Raw genomic sequence first — 18135 nt, forward strand, 5'->3', positions numbered from 1 at the left:
CTGCGCACGTGACTGAGCAACCGGCGCGCTCGGCATATCGACTCCCCTGGCGTGCGACGGCGCTGACCGTGGGTCTCCTGCTGGCGGCAGGTGGTGCCGCGACCCGCCCCTTCAGCAGGCCTGCGACCGCGATCGTGGCGGTGGCGGCGCTGGGCGCGCTGGTGCTGGCGTTCCGCGGGCGAAGCGCGCGGCCGCCGTGCACCACCCGGCTCGGACGTGGCGTGGCTGTGTGGTCGGCGCTGCTGGTCGCGGTGTTGGCGTGGGAGGTCTACGCATTGTCGCGGCAGCCCGCCCTGAATCAGCCGAGCGACGAGCACCCGACACTGTCCACGCTGCTGGATCCGGCGCTCGAACAGTGGCCGCTGCGGCTCGCCGGCTGGCTGGTGTGGCTGGGCGCCGGGTGGTGGCTGGTGTCGAGATGAGCGACCGAGGCATCATCCTCCTCGGATTCGGCCTGATCGCGGCGGCCGCACTCGTCGCGATCCTGCTGACGCGGTTGCGCCGGGATTCGGTCGCGTCCCTCGGCGAAACGATCGCGTACCTGACCGGCACGCGAACAACGAGAATCACCGCCGTGCTCATATGGGCATGGCTCGGCTGGCATTTCTTGGCCAGGTGAGGCCCGTGGAGCCGCATGCCACCTGTCCGGAGTTCGCATGCCCCGCGCCCGGCTCACCGCGACTCCTGCTTTCGAGCGAAGCGAGACCGGGCATCACTGTTGACACTGGCAGAAAGCAACTCGCCCCTGGCGTATGGGCGGCCGGATTGCACGACGAACCGTCCTCAGGGTTGTCGGTTGTCCGGCCCGGGCCGCGCACCCGATGTCTGGAGTTCGCATACCGACGCCCCCGGCTGACCGTAACTCCCGGTTTCGAGCGAAGCGAGACCGAGCATGTTCGGTTCGCGGCCCGGCTCGCGTTTGCGCGGCCGTCGCGTCCGCGACGAAGTCGCCAGCGGCGGTCGCGCGAACGCGAGCCATAAGGGGGCCGCGAACACGCAGCGCCGCAGGCGCTGCAATTAAGCTGAGCACGTGCGTTTGTATCGGGACGAGGCGGTTGTGGTGCGCCAGCACAAGCTGGGCGAGGCGGACCGCATCGTCACGCTGCTCACGCGGCAGCACGGGCTGGTTCGCGCGGTCGCCAAGGGGGTGCGGCGCACCAAGTCGAGGTTCGGGGCCCGGTTGGAGCCGTTCTCCTACATCGACGTGCAGCTGCACCCCGGGCGCACGTTGGACACCGTCACCCAGGTGCACACGATGGAGGCGTTCGCCGCCGACATCATCGACGACTACGGGCGATACACCACCGCGTGCGCGGTACTGGAGACCGCCGAGCGTCTGGCGGGGGAGGAGCGCGCGCCCGCGCCCCGGCTGCACGCGCTCACCGCGAGCGCCCTGCGCGCCATCGCGGCCAAACAGCGCCCGCACGAACTGATCCTGGACGCGTTCCTGTTGCGCGCCATGGGTTTCGCGGGCTGGGCGCCCGCACTGGACGAGTGCGCCAAGTGCGCGACACCGGGTCCGCATCGCGCTTTCCACGTCGCCGCCGGAGGCGCGGTGTGTGTGCATTGCCGTCCCCCGGGTGCGGCGACGCCCGCGCCGGGGGTGCTCGACCTGCTGGTCGCGTTGTTGCGGGGGGAGTGGGAGCAGGTCGAGGCGACGCCCGAGGCGGTGCGGCGACAGGCCAGCGGCCTGGTCGCGGCGCATTTGCAGTGGCATCTGGAACGTCAGTTGCGCACGCTGCCGTTGATCGAGCGGTCTACTCCACGAATTGAAGCTCTACCTGGGGCAGCTCGATCATGACCCGGGCGCACACGGCACGATGCCAGGTGGCCGGGTAGCGGGTGTCCGGCTCGTGCTTGCAGTAGTCGTCGTTGGTCCGGTAGGTGTGCAGGCGGGGTGAGATCTCCCCGGCGTCGATGGCGTCGACCATGGCCTCGACCACCTGGTCGGTCTCGTCCGCGATGGAGGCGAGTTCCCTGGCCACGATGTCGGGAATCTGGAAGGCCCCCTTCTCCCACCGCTCGACGGTGCGTTCCGCGACCGCGAAGAACCGTGCACACCATGGAACCGGAAGGCCGAGCAGTTCACGAGTGGCCCGGAAACCCGCCGCGGTCGCGGTGCCTGGTAAATCGGTCACGTTCGAGAAACCCCTCCCCAGTATCACGATAGGGAAAAGAATAAGTCACCGGCGCCGGTGGAACCGCGGAATTCGGCAGGAAGCAACGCGGCGGTAGGGGCGGCGGAAGCGATCAGGCAGGATAGAGGCCGTGATCCGCCGCCGAGATTCCGCCACCGCGACCGCGCCCGAGCACGCGGGCGTCGTCCGCCCGCCCGCGCCGCACCCGTCGGGAGCTCGGCCGCCGCAACTGCCGCCGGAACTGGTGCCCAACCACGTCGCGCTCGTCATGGACGGCAACGGGCGCTGGGCCCAGGAGCGCGGGCTGCCGCGCACCGCCGGGCACGAGCGCGGCGAGGCGGTGCTGATGGACACCGTCGAGGGCTGTATCGAGATCGGCGTCAAGTGGCTGTCGGCCTACGCGTTCTCCACCGAGAACTGGCGGCGCAGCCCCGAGGAGGTGCGCTTCCTCATGGGCTTCAACCGCGACGTGATCCGCAGGCGCCGGGACGAGATGCACGAGATGGGTGTGCGGGTGCGCTGGGCCGGTCGGCGACCGCGCCTGTGGCGCAGCGTGATCAAGGAACTGGAGATCGCCGAGGAACTCACCAAGGACAACACGGTGATGACGCTGACCATGTGCGTCAACTACGGCGGCCGCGCCGAAATCGCCGACGCGGCAAGGGAGATCGCGCGCCGGGTGGCGGCGGGTGAGATCGATCCGGAGAAGGTCACCGAGGCGACGGTGGCGAAATACCTCGACGAGCCAGACATGCCGGACGTGGACCTGTTCCTGCGCCCGTCGGGCGAGTTCCGCAGCTCCAACTTCCTCCTCTGGCAGTCGGCCTACGCCGAATTCGTCTACCAGGACACGCTGTTCCCCGACTTCGATCGGCGCAACCTGTGGGAGGCATGCCTCCAGTACGCTTCCCGGGACCGCCGTTTCGGCGGCACCAAGTGAACGGCGGGTCGGACATGGACGCAGCGGTGACGCCGGATCGGGAACTTCAGGCGCGGGCCGGGGCCTGCCTGTCGAGTTACGGCATCGACGTGCGGGTCGACCCAGAAGGGTCGCTGGGATTCGAGTACGAGGGCGCGCTGTGCTCGCTGCGCGCGGTGACCCTGGCGCCCGGCTTGGACGTGCTGAGTCTCACCTGTGTGCTGGCCTGGGACCGCCCGCTGAAGGCGCAGCTGCACAAGCGCGTCGCCGAGCGCAACAACGCGCTGCAATTCGGTTCGCTCACCGTGATCGCCCGTGGCGGGCTCGCCGATGTCATCCTGCGCTACACCTTCCCCGCCGCAGGCTTGGACGACCAAGCCCTCACCACCATGCTGCTGCTGGTGCTGTCCAACGCGAGCCGAGCCAGGCAGGGTCTGCTGCCCTGAGGAGGGCACGACGGCCGTCAGCCGGCGTTCGTGCCGGTGGTTTCGCCGTAGGGCAGCAGGGTGCGCACGCCGCGCGCCAGCGTCTGCGGGTCGAGGTCGTCGAGGATGAGGTGCTGGAGGATGAATCCCGGCAGCAGTCCGATGATCGCTTTGGCCACGGCGTCGAGGTCGGCGTCCGCGGGTAGCCAGCCCTTGTCGCGCATGCGCTCGGCGTAGGTCACCCAGAGCGCGCGCATCGAGATCATCGTCTCGCGCACCATCACCGCCGCCTCCGGATGCACCAGGGCCAGCGCCCAGGCTTGCGGCGCCAGTCGCACCGGCCCGTCGGGTCCGCTGCGCCGCACGACCTCCTCGGCGATCACGGTGATCAGCTCGGCGGGCGTGGGCAGCGGGTCACGGCCGATCGCGTCGGCCATGGCCACGCGCAGGGACACCGTCGTCTCCGTGGCGAGCGCCGTGATCAGCTCGTCCTTGCTTTTGAAGTACCGGTAGACCGCACCGGCCGAGAGCCCCGACTGCGCGAACACGTCCTGCATGGACGTCTCGAAGAACCCCTTGCGGGCGAAGCAGAGCCGCGCGGCGTCCAGAATCTGCTGCCTGCGGCGTTCCATGTGCTCTTCGCTGACTCGGGGCATAGGCCAAAAATAAAACGAATATCCGTTCTTGACAACTTTCCGGTCCCATGCGACCGTAGGCGCAACTAAAAAGAACGAGCATTCGATTTTTAGGAGAAGGTCATGAACACCACGCAGCGGGCGTTCGCGCTGGGCATCGGCGCCGCTCTGCTCCAGGCGCTGATGCTGATCGCTTTCGCCTGGCCGGCCGCGAACATCGCGCCTCGTGACCTACCGCTGGCCGTCACCGGTCCGCAGGCCGCGATGGTCACCGGCAAGCTCGCCGAGCACAGCCCTGGCGCCTTCGAGATCACCACCCCCGCGGACGAGGCCGCCGCTCGCGCCGCGATCGAGGACCGGGAGGTCTACGGGGCGATCGTCACCGGCGACGGACCGCCGCGCGTGCTGGTCGCCTCCGGCGCCAGTCCCGCTGTCGCACAGCAACTCACCCAGATCGGGCAGCAGCTCTCCGGCGCACCCGCCGCCCGGGTCGAGGACGTGGTGGCCGCCGACTCGGACGATCCGCGTGGCACCGCGTTCGGTGCGATGGTGCTGCCGCTGGTGATGTCCGGCATCGCGGCAGGTGTGCTCCTGTCGCTGCTGATCCCGGGAATCGGAGGAAAGGTGATCGGGCTGGCCACCTTCGGTGTCGTGGGTGGACTGCTCGGGATGGCGATCATCCAGGGCTGGATGTCGGTGGTGCCCGGGTCGTACCCGGTGCTCGCGGCGGTCGCGGGGCTGGTGTCGTTCGCGGTCGCCGGTGCGGTCGTCGGCCTCGCCGCGGTGCTCGGACGTGCCGGAATCGGTATCGCCGCGCTCACCATGCTGCTGATCGGCAATCCGTTCTCGGCGGCCACGTCCGCGCCGGAGCTGTTGCCGCAGCCGTGGGGCGCCGTCGGGCAGTTGCTGCCGCCGGGCGCCGCCGCATCGTTGCTGCGTTCGGTCGCGTTCTTCGACGGCGCCGCCGCGATCGGACCGCTGGTGGTGCTGCTGGTCTGGAGCGCGCTGGCGCTCGCACTGCTCGGAGTGGCCGCGCTGCGCGGTCGTCCGGCCCAGACGCCTGTGTCGGCTCGGGCCGCGGTCCCGGTCGGCTGAACCGAGTACAGGCGCGGAGCCGTACTGTGCGTCGGGTTCACGCGGTCGTCGCAACACTCTCCAGCCGGGATGTTGCGGCGACCGTGTCGTTTTCCGAGGACATGGCCCGGTTCAGTGGCAGGGCAGTACGGAATGTGAGATGTTCTCGGCCGACCGGCCGTGCGGCCGAAGCGCCTGGGCCCCGGGGGGTGGAGAGTATCCACCCCCCGGGTGGGTGGGCACCCGCAGGGGGTGGGCGCCTTGACCCAACTCGGACCGTAGCGGCTCGCCGGTCGGTCCCGAGGTGTTTTCACTGCGGCGTCGCGCGTGACACGTCGTTGTCCCCATCGCCTCTCTCGCACTGCGGCAATCCTTCAGCAAGTGAATGCGCTCGGCTCGGACGCTCGGTCTCGGCGCAGCTGCCCCACTGCACCTCGGGATTCTCGAGGGGCTCGGGGAAGGTTCGCCGAAAAAGGCGGCGGGCGACCGGATCAGCCCACCGTGAACGACAGTGTGGGCGCGCCGGCCGCGCCTTCTTCCTTCTGAGCGTTGTACGTCAGCGTGTAGGGGCCTGTGCCAGGGGAGGGCACCACGAAGACGACGTAGTTCTTCGGGTTGTCGATGGTCTCGTTGGCGTTGAGCAACTCGTTGATCGGGCCGCGGACGTCGGCGGCCACGGTCTGGCCGTCGGGGGTCCGGACGGTGAAGTAGTCGTAGTAGATGTTCGTCCCGCCCGCGGGGATGCCCGCTCCGCCGACGAGCGCGATGCGCAGCGCCAGATCGGATTTGCCGTTCTCGTTCTCGGTGTAGCTCGGGCTGATTCTGCCGCCGGTGATCCGGATGGTCGTCTGGTCCTGCACCAGCGTGCCGCTGATCGGCAATGTCCTCGGCTGGACGCTGTCCACCTTGCCCGCCGCGGCGAGCGGGATCTTGGTCTGGTTGTCCGCGGCCTTGCCGTACACGATGGTCATCGTGTCGATGAGGTGCTCGGCGTCCTTCGCCGACGCGACGGACGTCGTCGCGGTGCCCGTGGCCGAGCCGTTGCCGGGCACCGCCGGGCTGTCGAAGATCGCCCCGCCATCCACTTCCCTGCCGACCAGCAGCGACGGCGTGATGCTCAGGGTGTGGTCGTCGAGGGTGGTGTTCTTGTAGGTGATGTCGACGCGCACCTTCGCGCCGCCGTATTCGTCCGGCACGACGGTCGCCTTGTCCACGGTGATGTCGAATCCGTCGTACCAGCCGGTCTTGCCGACGGTGCGGACGGTCGACTGCCCGCTGTCGGTGCCCGGCCGGACCGCGACCGCGGAGGTGGGCGTCGGGGAGACGGCCACCGGCGTACCGTTCTTGTCCTCGCACGCCGAGAGGAGCATCGCCGAGACCACGGCGAGCGCGGCCCCGGCGACGGTCACGGCCCGGCGGCGCACCGGGCGGATGGATGAGTCGATGGTCGTTGACACGCTGCCTCCCCAGCAGATGGCGGTTCCTCCGTATCGGGCTCGGCTCGGCCCGGGCGTTCGAGGAACTCGCCGGTGAATCTCCGTTGATGGAGGCCGCGTTAACCGGACACGCCGGGAATCGGGTGGCTCAGCCGTCGCGGCGGCGCGCCGCCCCGCATGTCGTGCAGGTGCCGAACACCTCGAGGGTGTGGCTGATCTCGCTGAAGCCGTGCTCGCTCGCGATGGCCTCGGCCCATGCTTCCACCGTCGGGCCCTCCACCTCCACGGTGTGGCCGCAATGCCGGCACACCAGGTGGTGATGATGGCCGGTGGAGCACTGGCGGTAGACCGACTCGCCGGAGTCGGTGCGCAGCACGTCGACCATGCCCGCGTCGGCCAGCGACTGCAACGTCCGGTAGACCGTGGTCAGCCCGATGCCCTCGCCGCGCTTACGCAACTCGTCGTGCAGGTCCTGGGCGGAGCGGAACTCATCGATGTCACCGAGCAGCGCGGCGATGGCGCTGCGCTGCCTGGTGCTGCGGATACCGACCGGTTTCTGTGGAACGGTCGTGTTGTCTGGCACGAATCACCCTTCCTCGGCGTGCGCGACGGCGTCGACGACGATGTGCGCCAGATGGTCGTCGACGAGTTCGTAGAGCACCTCGCGACCCGAACGCTCACCGTGCACGACACCGGCGGCCTTGAGGATACGCAGATGCTGACTGACCAGTGGTTGCGTGACACCGAGCGCGTCGACCAATTCGTGCACGCACCGCGGTGACTCGCGCAACTGGAGCACGATAGCAATCCGAACCGGCGCTGCCAGCGCCCGCAACAACTCACCCGCGTCCTCCAGCACGGATCGTGCGGGTACCGGCGCCGGGCCGGGCGACCGATACGGGTTGTGCGGCGGTGCCGGGGCGGTCTCGGCGGTCATGTCACCAACTCCTTAATGGAAAGCATTACCAGTTTGCGTATGCACAGGTGCGCATGTCAAACGGGCGCGCCGAACCGTGCGGTTGAAACCGGCACCGGGCCTGCCGATAGGCTGGGCACAATCGCAGCATCGACACAAAACTATCGTGTTCATGCAATGCAAAATTCCGACTCGCAGTGGATGGAGAATTCTCGCGTGGCACCCAAGTCGAAGGTGGACACCGTTGCCAACCTCGCCAAGCGCCGGGGTCTGGTGTACCCGTGCGGTGAGATCTACGGAGGCACCAAGTCGGCATGGGATTACGGGCCACTGGGCGTCGAACTCAAGGAGAACATCAAGAAGCAGTGGTGGCGCGCCATGGTCACCGGCCGCGAGGATGTCGTCGGTCTCGACTCCTCGGTGATCCTGCCCCGCCAGGTGTGGGTCGCCTCCGGTCACGTGGGCGTGTTCAACGACCCGCTGGTCGAGTGCCTGAACTGCCATCACCGCTTCCGGCAGGACCACCTGCAGGAGGCGTACGCGCTCAAGAACAAGATCGATGATCCGGACACGGTCTCGATGGAGCTCATCGCGTGCCCGAACTGCGGCACCGTCGGCCGCTGGACCGAGCCGCGCGACTTCAACATGATGCTCAAGACCTACCTCGGCCCGATCGAGTCCGAGGAGGGCCTGCACTACCTGCGCCCGGAAACCGCCCAGGGCATCTTCGTGAACTTCGCCAACGTGATGACGACCGCGCGCAAGAAGCCGCCGTTCGGCATCGCGCAGATCGGCAAGAGCTTCCGCAACGAGATCACGCCGGGCAACTTCATCTTCCGCACCCGCGAGTTCGAGCAGATGGAGATGGAGTACTTCGTCAAGCCGGGCGAGGACGTGGAGTGGCACAAGTACTGGATCGAGACGCGGTTCTCCTGGTACACCGACCTCGGCATCGCCGCGGAGAACCTGCGGCTGTTCGAGCACCCGAAGGACAAGCTCTCGCACTACTCGGCGGGCACCACCGACATCGAGTACCGCTTCGGCTTCCAGGGCAACGAGTGGGGTGAGTTGGAGGGCATCGCCAACCGCACCGACTTCGACCTCAAGACGCACTCGGAGCACTCCGGAACCGAGCTGAGCTTCTTCGACCAGACGACCAACGAGCGCTACGTCCCGTATGTCATCGAGCCCGCGGCGGGCCTCACCCGCTCGCTGATGGCGTTCCTGGTCGACGCCTACGCCGAGGACGAGGCGCCCAACGCCAAGGGCGGCGTGGATACCCGCACGGTGCTGCGCCTGGATCGCCGCCTCGCGCCGGTGAAGGCGGCGGTGCTGCCGCTCTCACGCAACGCCGACCTCACGCCGAAGGCGAAAGACCTGGCCGCGCAACTGCGCAAGAACTGGAACGTCGAGTTCGACGACGCGGGCGCGATCGGCCGCCGCTACCGCCGCCAGGACGAGATCGGCACGCCGTTCTGCATCACCGTCGACTTCGAGACGCTCGAGGACCAGGCGGTGACCATCCGCGAGCGCGACACGATGACCCAGGAGCGCATCGCGCTGGACAAGGTGGAGGGCTACCTGGCCCAGCACCTGATCGGCGCCTGAGTCCGCCGTTGCGCCCCGTGGTCGTGATCGGCTACGGGGCCCCGGCGTTCAGCGGCTCTTCTTGCGGGTGATCATGCCGATCGTGGTGGGGATCAGCAGCGCGAGTCCCCACGGCACCGCCACCCAGAACGGCCAGAAGTAGCCCGCGCCGGTGGCCAGATAGATCGCCACGCACAGCACGTTGACGAACACCCACGGCGTCCACATGATCGTGATCCACTGGGGTACGCCTGTCCCGCGCGCAGGCTGCGATTCCCGTTGTGCGGGAAGGTCGGACAGCAACGGCGTCAGTTCGCCATAGGTCTTGGCGGCGTACACCTGTTGCAGCCGTTCGTCGAATTCGGGCAGCGACAGCCTGCCCTCGTTCATCGCCTGACGCAATCGGTCGACGATCTTCTCGCGATCGGCGTCGGATGCCCGCACGTGGTCCTGACTCACGTTGTCAGCGTAGGTCACTCATCCGTGCCCGGATGGATTCAGCGGGACGTCCCAGAACGCCAGTTCATGCCGCAACCCCTCGCGGAACAGCTCCTCCGCGCGGGCCGGGTCGACTCCGGATTCATCGATCATCTGCGCGCAGCGGCGGGTCAGGGCGGCGAAGCCGGGATCGGCGTAGGTGTCGACCCAGCGGCGGTAGCGCGGTTCGGCGGGCGGGCGCTGTGCCAGTCGCGCGCCCAGCGTGGAGTACCCCCACATGCACGGATAGAGGGCGGCGAGCCCCGCACCGTAGGACGCGGCGGAGTCCAGGAGAAACGCGGTGTACGCCGCGCACGGCGCGCCTTTGGTGGCGCCGTCGAGATCCGCGCGGAATTCGGCGGCCAGCGAGCGGTGCAGCGACAGCTCCTCGTGGTAGGTGGCGTGCGCCAGGTCGACCAGGTCGCCCAGATGAGCCTGCGGAGCTTGCCATGCCAAGCGGGCGAACACCCGCACGTAGTCGAGCAGGAAGAGGTAGTCCTGCTCCAGCCAGGACCGGAAGACCGCTTCGGGCAGGGTGCCCTCGGCGATACCCACCACGGTGGGATGGTTGAGCTGTTCCTCCACCGAGGACAGGCCGAGGATCTCCAAACGCGCCGCGAGACTCATACCGGCAGTCTTCCGCATCCGTCCGCCCGGTCGGTTTGCACCCGTGGCGGTGGTGCCGCACCCTTGCGATGTGTTGTGGGATGAGGATTCTCTGGTTCGGATGCTGGCGCCGTCGGAGCAGCGGTTCGTGCGGCATGGCACCTACACGGGCCGGTCGGTGTCGGTGCGGGGAGCGCTCGACGTGACGGCGCTGCGGGAGGCGTTCGCGACGTTGCGGCGCGGGTATCCGGTGATCGGTTGCAGAATCGTGGAAGACGCCGCAGGACAGGGCTATCTGCTCGCCGGGGACGAGGCGGCGTGGACCTCGGTCTCCGTGCGCGAGGGTGACGTGGCGGTGATCGACCTTCCCGCGGTGGATCCGGCGGCGCAATCGGCCTATCTGGACGTCGTCGGCTCGGGCGCGGACGAATGGCGGATCACGCTGTTCGCGCACCACAGCGTCGCCGACGCAGGCCACTGCGTCGAGCTGTTGTCGCGACTCTGGGACTGCTATACCGGCATCACCGAACGGCAATCCATAGAGATTGCGCCACAGGGGATTCCGCAATCGTTGGAGTGGCATGTCGCGGCGCGCGGCATCACGAGGACCACGACATCCGGCTTCGAGGACGTGACCAAGCCGCTTCCGCCGCAAGCGCGGGAGCTGCCGTCCGACAGCGCGCCACCGGCACCGAGCACGCTCGCCCGTCCGGTACGTGTGCGGCTGAACCGGGAGGCCACCGCCCGGATCGTCGAACTCGGACGCAGAGCAGGCGTGACGGTGAACGGCTTGCTCACCGCCGCTCTGCTACGCGCTCATGCACGGGAGACAGTCGGCGGCGCGGCACATTCGGGCTGTCTGTATCCCGTCGACCTGCGTACCCGGCTGGAGCCGCGGGTGGCCGCGTCGGCGGGCACCAACATGGCCGGTCTGGCTTCCTTCGCCGCGGAGGTGGATCCCGCGGCCAACCCGCTCGAACTGGCACAGCGCATTTCGGCCCGCCTGACGCGCGACCTGGCCGACGGCGTCGTGCAGCAGTCCGTGCTGCACTTCCCGGATTATTACGGCGCGAACAGGATTCACTCGCTGGCCGGGCACATCGCGGTGACCAACACCGGCGTCGTCCCGGTGTTCCGCATGCCGCCCGGCCTCGAGTTCACCGATTACGAGATCGTGTACGTCTCGGCGCATCCCCGCCCGTCCGCGGGCGCGTCGGCCGCGGTCACCTTCCTCGCCTACACCTTCGCAGGCGAGTTGGCCGTCGGCGTGCTCGGCGGCGGCGCGCACGCCGACGGCCTGCCCGAGGCGGTGCGGGCGGAGCTGACCGCCTTGGCGGCGGTCGGCGCCCGCTGATCCGGCGTGCCCACCCGGTCAGAATCTCCCGCCGCGACCGATCCGCCGGGAGCCGGACGAACCACCGAACGAGCCCGGGCTCCAGCCGCCTCCGGAGTGCCGCGCGCCACCGGCCGCCCCGCGCAGCAATCCTTCGAGCAGGATGCCGCCGAGCACCGCCCCCGCCTGCGCGCCACCGGCGGGGGCCTGCTGCGCCTCCCATGCCCGCACACTGGCCTGAGCCGCCTGGAGGGCGCGCCCGGCCAGATCCGCCGCCGCCTGCGCGTGCCGCAGTGCCCGGGCCGGATCGCTCGCGCCCACCCGCAGCGCCTCGTCGAGGTTGCGCTGAGCTTCGGAGAGGCGGGTGCGCGCTTCGGCATCGATGCCGCCGCGCCGAGTGGTCACGTAGTCGGCGGCCGCGCCGATCCGGGCCCTGGCGTCGCCGAGTGCGCCGTCGAGCCTGCGCCGCAGATCCTCGACGGCGAGTTTGCGGTCGGTGGCGGCGGCGAGGGCGCGGTCGAGATCGGCGTCGGCGGTGACCGCGTCGTGGAAGGCGCTCAGCGGATCGGTGTCCGCCGTGGACGTCGCCTTTTCCAGCGCGGACTGCGCCGAGGTGCGGGCATCCGCCAGCTCCGGCCCGCCGTAAGCGGAGAGCTCGGTGGCGGAGGTGAGGTCGCGGCGCAGCTCGTCCAGCACAGCCGGTAGGCCGTCGCGCGCCTGCTGGATGGCGCTCGAGGCGTTGTCGACCGCGTCGAGCAGCGCGCGGGCCTGCCCGATCGCGGCTTCGGCGGAACGAATGGCGGCCACCGCGCCGCCTTGCTCGCCGACCGGCTCGGTGAGCGCCGACCGGCCCGCGTCGATGTTCCGCTCCGCGAACGCGATACGCTCCCGCGCCATCCGCACGTTGTCCGCGATCGGCGCGAGGACACCGGCCGGATGGGTGGCGGCGAGCCGGTCCAGCTCGGCTTCCGAGCCGGGTGTCCGGGCGGTGACGTCGACGATGTCCCGGGTCAGCGCGTCCAGCCGGCCCGCGGCGCCGAGCAGCAGATCGCGCATGGCGTCGAATTCGGCTACCTGCGCGTCGAGTTCGCGGTCGGCGCGGCCCACCGTGCCGATCAGCTCGACCAGCAGCGAGCGCTGTTCTTCGGGGGTCTCCGGTATCGCGTCGTCGAGGCGCTGCCGGATCGCGAAGGCCTCGGCGGCAGCGGCTTTCGCGTTGTCGAGCGCGGTGCGGAAGGGCGTGGTGGCGGTGGCGCCGAACTCGCCGGTGGCGAGTTCGAGTTCCTCGCCGCTGGTGCGGATCGCGTTGTCGATCTCCACCAGCGTCTCGCGGGAGCGGGCGTGCAGCGCTTCCAGCGGCAGCTCGGCCAGCGCCGTCGTGTTCTCCGGATCCAGTTGCCGCGCCGCCGCCAGCTCGGCATCGGCTCGGTCACGACGCCGTTTGCGCGCGTACCAGACGAGGCCCGCCGCCACCAGAACCACCAGCGCAGCGATGACGAGCAAGGCGCGCACGCTCACCCCGCCGCCGCGCATGGCCGCGTCCAGCCCGTCGGCCGTCGCGATCCCCGCCTCGGCCCACCGCCCGTCGCGCAGGGCGGGCTCGACCTCGCCGATCAGCATGCTGTCGAGTTCGGCATCGCTGACGCCGCCGGGCAGTTCACCCTCCAGCCAGTACGCGCGGTCCTCGGTGGCGACCGCGAGGAGCAGGTCGCGCCCGCCGAACCCGGAGATCGAAGCCGTGCGCTGGGCCCACTGCTGCGGATCGAGCCCGTCGAAGCCGCGTACGTACACCACCCACAACCGGATCTGCTGGTCGGCGTAGAGCTGGTCCACCGCACCGCGCACCCGATCGAGCTGCCCTTGGTCCAGCGCGCCGGCGGAATCCTCCACGTAGGTGCTCATCCGCGCCGGCGGTTCCGCCGCGCTCTCCGGAACGCCGAGCAGGGCGATCGCGGCCAACAGGACGCTGGTCGCGAGCAAGCGAAGGAGGCCGATCCGCGGCGGCAGTGACATGGCACGAATCTAGCTCGCTAGCATCGTTTCGTGATCACCATCGATCGCTCCTACAGCGGCCACGTGTCCCCGGATTCCGATCCGCAGCAGCGCGACGTCCCCGGCGCCCGCATCGTCAAGATGTCCGTCGGCGGCATGGACAACAACTGCTACCTGGTGCAATGCACCGGCACCGGCGCAGCCCTGCTCATCGACGCGGCCAACGAGGCGCCGCGCATCGCGGCGCTCGTCGAGCAGGAGGCGCCGGGGCAGGTGCGGCTGATCGTCACCACCCATCAGCATCGCGACCACTGGATGGCGCTGCGGGAGACCACCGCCGCCACCGGAGCGCCCACCGCGGCGCATCCGCTCGACGCCGACCCGCTGCCGGTCCGCCCCGACCGGCTGCTCGAGGAGGGCGATACCGTCACGATCGGCGACCTGGTCTTCGAAGTCATCCACCTGCGTGGGCACACGCCGGGCTCGATCACCCTCGCCCTGACCGACGGGGCGGGACGCACCCACCTGTTCACCGGGGACTCGCTGTTTCCCGGCGGCGTCGGGCGTACCACCGCAACGGAAGACTTCACCTCCCTGTTCACCGATGTCTCGGCCAAACTCTTCGATCGCTACCCCGACGACACCGTCGTCTACCCCGGCCACGGCGACGACACCACCCTCGGCGCCGAGCGCCCCAGCCTTCCGGACTGGCGAGCGCGGGGCTGGTAACCGGCACTGGTGGTTGCCGGTCCGGGATCGGCGCCGCTGCTGGCAGACTTGGGGAGTGGATTTGCCAACGATGCGCACCCGGGCTCTCCCGGCTCCCGACCCTGCCCGGCCGCACGGCTTCGGCGCCGGGTTGCTGCGCTGGACGCGGCGGCTGGTCATCGGGTCGGTGGTGATGGGCGCGGTGCTGGTCGGCGGGACCGCTTTCCGCGTGTGGCAGGTCGCGCGCGTCGATGACTACGCGAAGGCCGACGCGATCGTCGTGCTCGGCGCGGCACAGTACTCCGGGACCCCGTCCTCGGTGTTCGAAGCGCGACTGGATCAGGCGTACAAGCTGTTCCGCGCCGGTGTCGCGCCGCGCGTCATCACCGTGGGCGGCAAGCAGGAGGGCGATCTGTTCACCGAGGCCGCCTCGGGCAAGAACTACCTGCAGGCGCGCGGGGTGCCGGGTGACAAGATCCTCGCCGTCGAGACCGGGTCCGACACCCTGCGCAGCGTCGAAGCGGTGGCGACGGCGATGCGGGCGCGGGACATGTCGTCGGCGGTGCTGGTCAGCGATCCCTGGCACTCGCTGCGCACCCGCACCATGGCCAGGGACGAAGGTCTGTCGGCGTGGACCGCGCCGACCAGAACCGGTCCCGCCGTCTACACCCGCGAATCCCAGGCGCACGGCATCGCTCGGGAGACCGGCGCCTTGCTGTGGTATCAGCTCACCCACTTCGCAGCGGACTTCCCCTACACGGCGGGACAGTGAGACCTTGAGCGCCCGGTACACCGACCACGACACCGAACGCCTCGTCGTCGAGCGCGCCAAGACAGCGGGGCTCGGTCCGCCGCGCGATGAGTTCGAGATCGGCCACCGGACCGAATTCGCGCGCGACCGGGCCCGCGTGCTGCACTCCGCGGCATTGCGCAGGCTGGCCGACAAAACGCAGGTCATGGGTCCGCGTGAGGCGGACACTCCGCGCACCCGGCTCACCCACTCGCTGGAGGTCGCCCAGATCGGCCGCAGCATCGCCGACGGACTCGGCTGCGATCCCGACCTGGTGGACCTGGCCGGTCTCGCCCACGACATCGGCCATCCGCCCTACGGCCACAACGGCGAGAAAGCCCTCGACACCTTCGCCGACGCGTTCGGCGGGTTCGAAGGCAACGCGCAGAACCTGCGCATCCTCACCCGCCTCGAACCGAAAGTGCTCGAACTCGACGGTGTCAGCGCGGGCCTCAACCTCACCCGCGCCGCGCTCGACGCGGCGATCAAATACCCCTGGGGCCGAACGGGTCCCGGCACCAAGTTCGGCGCCTACGAGGTCGACACCGAGCGTCTGGAATGGATCCGCAAGGGAGCGCCGGACCGGCGCCGCAGCCTCGAATGCCAGGTCATGGACTGGTCCGACGACGTCGCCTACTCGGTGCACGACGTCGAGGACGGCGTGATCGCGGGCCGCATCGACCTGCGCGCGCTGGCCGACCCGGCCGAACAGGACGCGCTGGCGGCGCTCGGCCAGTTCCAGCACTCGCTGGCCGCCGACGAGTTGATCGCCGCCGCGCAACGACTGTCGGAACTCCCGGTGGTCGCGGCGGTGACCGCATACGACGGCACGTTCACCGCCTCGGTGGCGCTGAAGCGCCTGACCAGCGAGCTCGTCGGCCGTTTCGCCACCGCGGCGATCATGGCGACGAGGGAGGTGGCCGGTCCGGAACCGGTGTCCCGCTACGCGGCGGACCTGCAAGTACCGCGCATCGTCGCCGCCGAGGTGGCGTTGCTGAAGACCGTCGCGTTGCGTTACGTCATGTCCGACCCGGCGCACCGGTTACGGCAGGCCGCGCAACGCGAACGCATCCTCGCCGTGGCCGATCGTTTGCTGGCCACCGCCCCGCACAGCCTCGATCCGCTGCTGCTGCCGTTCTGGAACGCCGCGACCGACGACGCCGCTCGCGTGCGCGTCGTCGTGGACCAGATCGCCTCCTACACCGAAAGCCGCCTGGAACGGGTCGCGGTGGAACTGAACGTCTAGACCGGGCGGCGTCATGCCGAGAGGCCGTCGGTGGACTCCGCTCGAGCCATTTTGACCAGCGCCGCGTGCAACTCCTTGGCCGACGCCCCCGCTCGCTCTCCCCGCAGGACCACCTCGGTGAAGCCGTCGACCAAGGCCCGGCCGGGATCCAGCAGCCCGGCACCACCCCCGCCGCCGCGCAGGGACTCGTTGATCAACGTCCGCAACGCTTCTTGCCGAGCCCGGAAACCACCCGCCAGGTCCAATGCCCCCGCGAATTCGCGGACGACCGCCTTGTACACCGGCCGCTCGGCGGGCCCACGTCTACGAAACACTCTTCGCGTCTCCACCGGCGCCGCCCGCGGCGGATTCAGGGCAGCCCGGTCGAGGACGATCCAGATCGCGGTCTCCGCTGACTGCTTCGCCGTCGGCGTGCGATCCGGCCTCGGGCGAGATTCCGAGCCGTCGGTCAACTCGACGCCCTGCAGCGGCAGCGGGTATTTCGCGAGCAGCTCATCGATGGCGGACGCGATCTCGCGGACCACCTGAACGTCCATGTCCGCCGCGTCGAACCCGACGACTTCCACCCCATGCCGCGCCGACATCTCTCGGACGATCCGAAGCGCCTCGGGCCCGTCAGCGGTCTCGGTCCGCTCCGCGACGGCGGGGCGTGGTGTGGTGTTGCTCCGCTCGACGTGTGCGGGCTTTTTTCTCCGGGCGGCCGCGGCGTCGTCGGTCCGTTGGGCAGGAGCGCCGGTGCCGGCGATCGGCGGGACGGCCCCGCGCGCCTGTGGCGGCCGTGGCCCTTCCCGAGCCGCGGCGACAGCGGCGGAGCCGTCGGCGGTGGTCGTCCGCTGAGCAGATCCGGGCCGGTGCGCTGTAGCGGTGTCTTCGATCGGTGCGGGCGGTCGCGGGGCTTCGGTTCGTCGGCTGAGTTCGGCCGCGTCGGTGCGGTCGGGCGAATCAGTTCGACGGCCGGTTGCCTGATGAGTCGTGCGGCCCGTCTTCCGGTTGGCTTCGATGTCGTCTGTGCTGCCGGACTGCCCAGGTGTGATGTCGGCCCGCACAATGGGTTCCGGAGAAGACCGGGGGCCGATGCGTTCCATGGATGCACTGTCGGTTCGCTGGGCCGGGGTGCGGTCGCTCGCATCGTCGGTCGGCGGATGCGGTCCGGGGTCCCCGCGGTGAACCGAGGGGTCGTCGGCCGATTCAGCACTCGGCGGGGTGACCTGCGCGCCGCGCGCGGCGTCGATCCAGGAAAAGCGCAGTGTGTCGAGCCACGGCAGAGCGGCGGGGGTGGTCTCGGTTCGTCGGCGCGATAGGGGTTCGTCACCGGGGTCCGTCTGCTGGATGGCCGCGGAGCCTGTTCGCGGATCGGCCGCACTGGGATCCGCCACGCCGGTCGGGTGGATATGAGCGGAGTGGCGCGCGGCATCGGTCTCCGGTGCGGAGGTCGCATCCTCGGCAGCGACCGTCCCTACCGCGTCGTGTGCGCTGGTCGTCGGCTGCCTTCGGGCGAGCGGCTCCGCGGTCTCGATCGGCGGGCTGGGTGCGGCGGTGGCTGGGGAACCATTCGGCAGATCGCTCCGTGACGCGGCGTCGGTCGACCGGGCGGGGGCGTCGTCTCTTCGCAAATGGGTGGACTCGCCTGCCATCTCGGACGCTGGGGCGGCGGGGGAGTCGTAAGTGGCGTCGCTCTGCTGGGCGGTCGACGGAGGGTGCGGAGTCCCGCTCGTCTCGGTGCCCCCGATGTCTCCGGTGTCGACGGGGGAACGCTGCCCGCCGTCCGCTGCGACGGGTCCGAGGTCCTCGGGCATGTCGATCTGGCGGAGAAGGTCCGCGTCTGTCGTCTGTGCCGCGGGCTCGGGGGTGGG

The 18135-nt window shown here is 69.8% G+C and carries 20 protein-coding genes; 11 read left to right on the top strand and 9 right to left on the bottom strand.

Annotated elements, in window-relative coordinates:
- Nucleotides 1-8 precede the first annotated feature (8 nt).
- The 3 genes from ACZ6DL_RS15535 (at nt 9) to recO (ending at nt 1801) form a co-directional block, all read left to right on the top strand.
- Nucleotides 9-422, top strand: a complete 414-nt coding sequence (locus tag ACZ6DL_RS15535; protein WP_466051580.1) for a hypothetical protein — start codon at nt 9-11, stop codon at nt 420-422.
- Nucleotides 419-619 (top strand): DUF6186 family protein, encoded by a 201-nt coding sequence (locus ACZ6DL_RS15540; protein ID WP_466051582.1) that lies wholly within the window; start codon nt 419-421, stop codon nt 617-619. The genes ACZ6DL_RS15535 and ACZ6DL_RS15540 overlap by 4 nt, the downstream gene beginning before the upstream one ends.
- Nucleotides 620-1030: 411 nt before the next feature.
- Nucleotides 1031-1801, top strand: coding sequence for a DNA repair protein RecO (recO, locus tag ACZ6DL_RS15545; RefSeq protein ID WP_040865627.1), 771 nt, complete (start codon nt 1031-1033; stop codon nt 1799-1801).
- On the opposite strand, the gene ACZ6DL_RS15550 is transcribed toward recO, so the two are convergent.
- The gene (locus ACZ6DL_RS15550; protein WP_051174996.1) at nt 1758-2138 is read right to left on the bottom strand and encodes an Aca2/YdiL-like domain-containing protein; all 381 of its coding nucleotides are present in this window, start codon (nt 2136-2138) and stop codon (nt 1758-1760) included. The genes recO and ACZ6DL_RS15550 overlap by 44 nt on opposite strands.
- 130 nt (nt 2139-2268) lie before the next feature.
- Here ACZ6DL_RS15550 and ACZ6DL_RS15555 point away from each other — a divergent pair, with 130 nt between their 5' ends.
- Entirely contained in the window at nt 2269-3078 is an 810-nt protein-coding gene (locus tag ACZ6DL_RS15555) for an isoprenyl transferase (protein ID WP_466051584.1), read from the top strand.
- Between the two features lie 14 nt (nt 3079-3092).
- Nucleotides 3093-3503 carry a YbjN domain-containing protein gene (locus ACZ6DL_RS15560; RefSeq protein WP_062969797.1) on the top strand — a complete coding sequence of 137 codons (411 nt, stop codon included), beginning with the start codon at nt 3093-3095 and terminating at the stop codon, nt 3501-3503.
- Nucleotides 3504-3520: 17 nt separating this feature from the next.
- Here the strand turns inward: ACZ6DL_RS15560 and ACZ6DL_RS15565 are convergent, their stop codons facing one another.
- The gene (locus tag ACZ6DL_RS15565; RefSeq protein ID WP_466051586.1) at nt 3521-4138 is read right to left on the bottom strand and encodes a TetR/AcrR family transcriptional regulator; all 618 of its coding nucleotides are present in this window, start codon (nt 4136-4138) and stop codon (nt 3521-3523) included.
- Nucleotides 4139-4240: 102 nt separating this feature from the next.
- Between ACZ6DL_RS15565 and ACZ6DL_RS15570 the strand changes: the two genes are divergently transcribed.
- The gene (locus ACZ6DL_RS15570) at nt 4241-5212 is read left to right on the top strand and encodes a hypothetical protein (protein WP_466051588.1); all 972 of its coding nucleotides are present in this window, start codon (nt 4241-4243) and stop codon (nt 5210-5212) included.
- A gap of 470 nt (nt 5213-5682) precedes the next feature.
- Here ACZ6DL_RS15570 and ACZ6DL_RS15575 read toward each other — a convergent pair whose 3' ends face one another.
- The 3 genes from ACZ6DL_RS15575 to ACZ6DL_RS15585 form a co-directional block, all read right to left on the bottom strand.
- Entirely contained in the window at nt 5683-6648 is a 966-nt protein-coding gene (locus ACZ6DL_RS15575) for a hypothetical protein (protein ID WP_466051590.1), read from the bottom strand.
- Nucleotides 6649-6775: 127 nt separating this feature from the next.
- The gene (locus ACZ6DL_RS15580) at nt 6776-7210 is read right to left on the bottom strand and encodes a Fur family transcriptional regulator (RefSeq protein WP_062969735.1); all 435 of its coding nucleotides are present in this window, start codon (nt 7208-7210) and stop codon (nt 6776-6778) included.
- A gap of 3 nt (nt 7211-7213) precedes the next feature.
- Nucleotides 7214-7564 carry an ArsR/SmtB family transcription factor gene (locus tag ACZ6DL_RS15585; RefSeq protein ID WP_040865632.1) on the bottom strand — a complete coding sequence of 117 codons (351 nt, stop codon included), beginning with the start codon at nt 7562-7564 and terminating at the stop codon, nt 7214-7216.
- Nucleotides 7565-7759: 195 nt separating this feature from the next.
- Between ACZ6DL_RS15585 and ACZ6DL_RS15590 the strand changes: the two genes are divergently transcribed.
- Nucleotides 7760-9151 carry a glycine--tRNA ligase gene (locus ACZ6DL_RS15590; RefSeq protein ID WP_357037444.1) on the top strand — a complete coding sequence of 464 codons (1392 nt, stop codon included), beginning with the start codon at nt 7760-7762 and terminating at the stop codon, nt 9149-9151.
- A gap of 48 nt (nt 9152-9199) precedes the next feature.
- Here the strand turns inward: ACZ6DL_RS15590 and ACZ6DL_RS15595 are convergent, their stop codons facing one another.
- Together ACZ6DL_RS15595 and ACZ6DL_RS15600 are read right to left on the bottom strand one after the other, a co-directional pair.
- On the bottom strand, nt 9200-9589 hold the full coding sequence (locus ACZ6DL_RS15595; RefSeq protein ID WP_466051593.1) for a DUF1707 domain-containing protein: 390 nt from the start codon (nt 9587-9589) through the stop codon (nt 9200-9202).
- Nucleotides 9590-9607: 18 nt separating this feature from the next.
- Nucleotides 9608-10234, bottom strand: a complete 627-nt coding sequence (locus tag ACZ6DL_RS15600) for a TenA family protein (protein WP_466051595.1) — start codon at nt 10232-10234, stop codon at nt 9608-9610.
- 100 nt (nt 10235-10334) lie between these two features.
- Between ACZ6DL_RS15600 and ACZ6DL_RS15605 the strand changes: the two genes are divergently transcribed.
- The gene (locus tag ACZ6DL_RS15605) at nt 10335-11567 is read left to right on the top strand and encodes a phthiocerol/phthiodiolone dimycocerosyl transferase family protein (protein WP_466051597.1); all 1233 of its coding nucleotides are present in this window, start codon (nt 10335-10337) and stop codon (nt 11565-11567) included.
- Nucleotides 11568-11585: 18 nt separating this feature from the next.
- Here ACZ6DL_RS15605 and ACZ6DL_RS15610 read toward each other — a convergent pair whose 3' ends face one another.
- Nucleotides 11586-13559: a TPM domain-containing protein gene (locus ACZ6DL_RS15610; RefSeq protein WP_466051599.1), complete on the bottom strand. Its 1974-nt coding sequence runs from the start codon at nt 13557-13559 to the stop codon at nt 11586-11588.
- A 30-nt stretch (nt 13560-13589) separates the two neighbouring features.
- On the opposite strand from ACZ6DL_RS15610, the gene ACZ6DL_RS15615 reads away from it, so the two are divergent.
- From ACZ6DL_RS15615 to ACZ6DL_RS15625, 3 genes are all read left to right on the top strand, one after another.
- On the top strand, nt 13590-14267 hold the full coding sequence (locus ACZ6DL_RS15615; RefSeq protein ID WP_466051601.1) for an MBL fold metallo-hydrolase: 678 nt from the start codon (nt 13590-13592) through the stop codon (nt 14265-14267).
- A gap of 70 nt (nt 14268-14337) precedes the next feature.
- Nucleotides 14338-15018, top strand: coding sequence for a YdcF family protein (locus tag ACZ6DL_RS15620; RefSeq protein WP_466051990.1), 681 nt, complete (start codon nt 14338-14340; stop codon nt 15016-15018).
- 4 nt (nt 15019-15022) lie between these two features.
- Nucleotides 15023-16282, top strand: a complete 1260-nt coding sequence (locus tag ACZ6DL_RS15625; RefSeq protein ID WP_466051603.1) for a deoxyguanosinetriphosphate triphosphohydrolase — start codon at nt 15023-15025, stop codon at nt 16280-16282.
- Between the two features lie 11 nt (nt 16283-16293).
- Here ACZ6DL_RS15625 and ACZ6DL_RS15630 read toward each other — a convergent pair whose 3' ends face one another.
- Nucleotides 16294-16866 (bottom strand): hypothetical protein, encoded by a 573-nt coding sequence (locus ACZ6DL_RS15630; protein WP_466051605.1) that lies wholly within the window; start codon nt 16864-16866, stop codon nt 16294-16296.
- Between the last annotated feature and the right edge of the window lie 1269 nt (nt 16867-18135).

The organism is Nocardia sp. NPDC041819 (assembly GCF_055590505.1).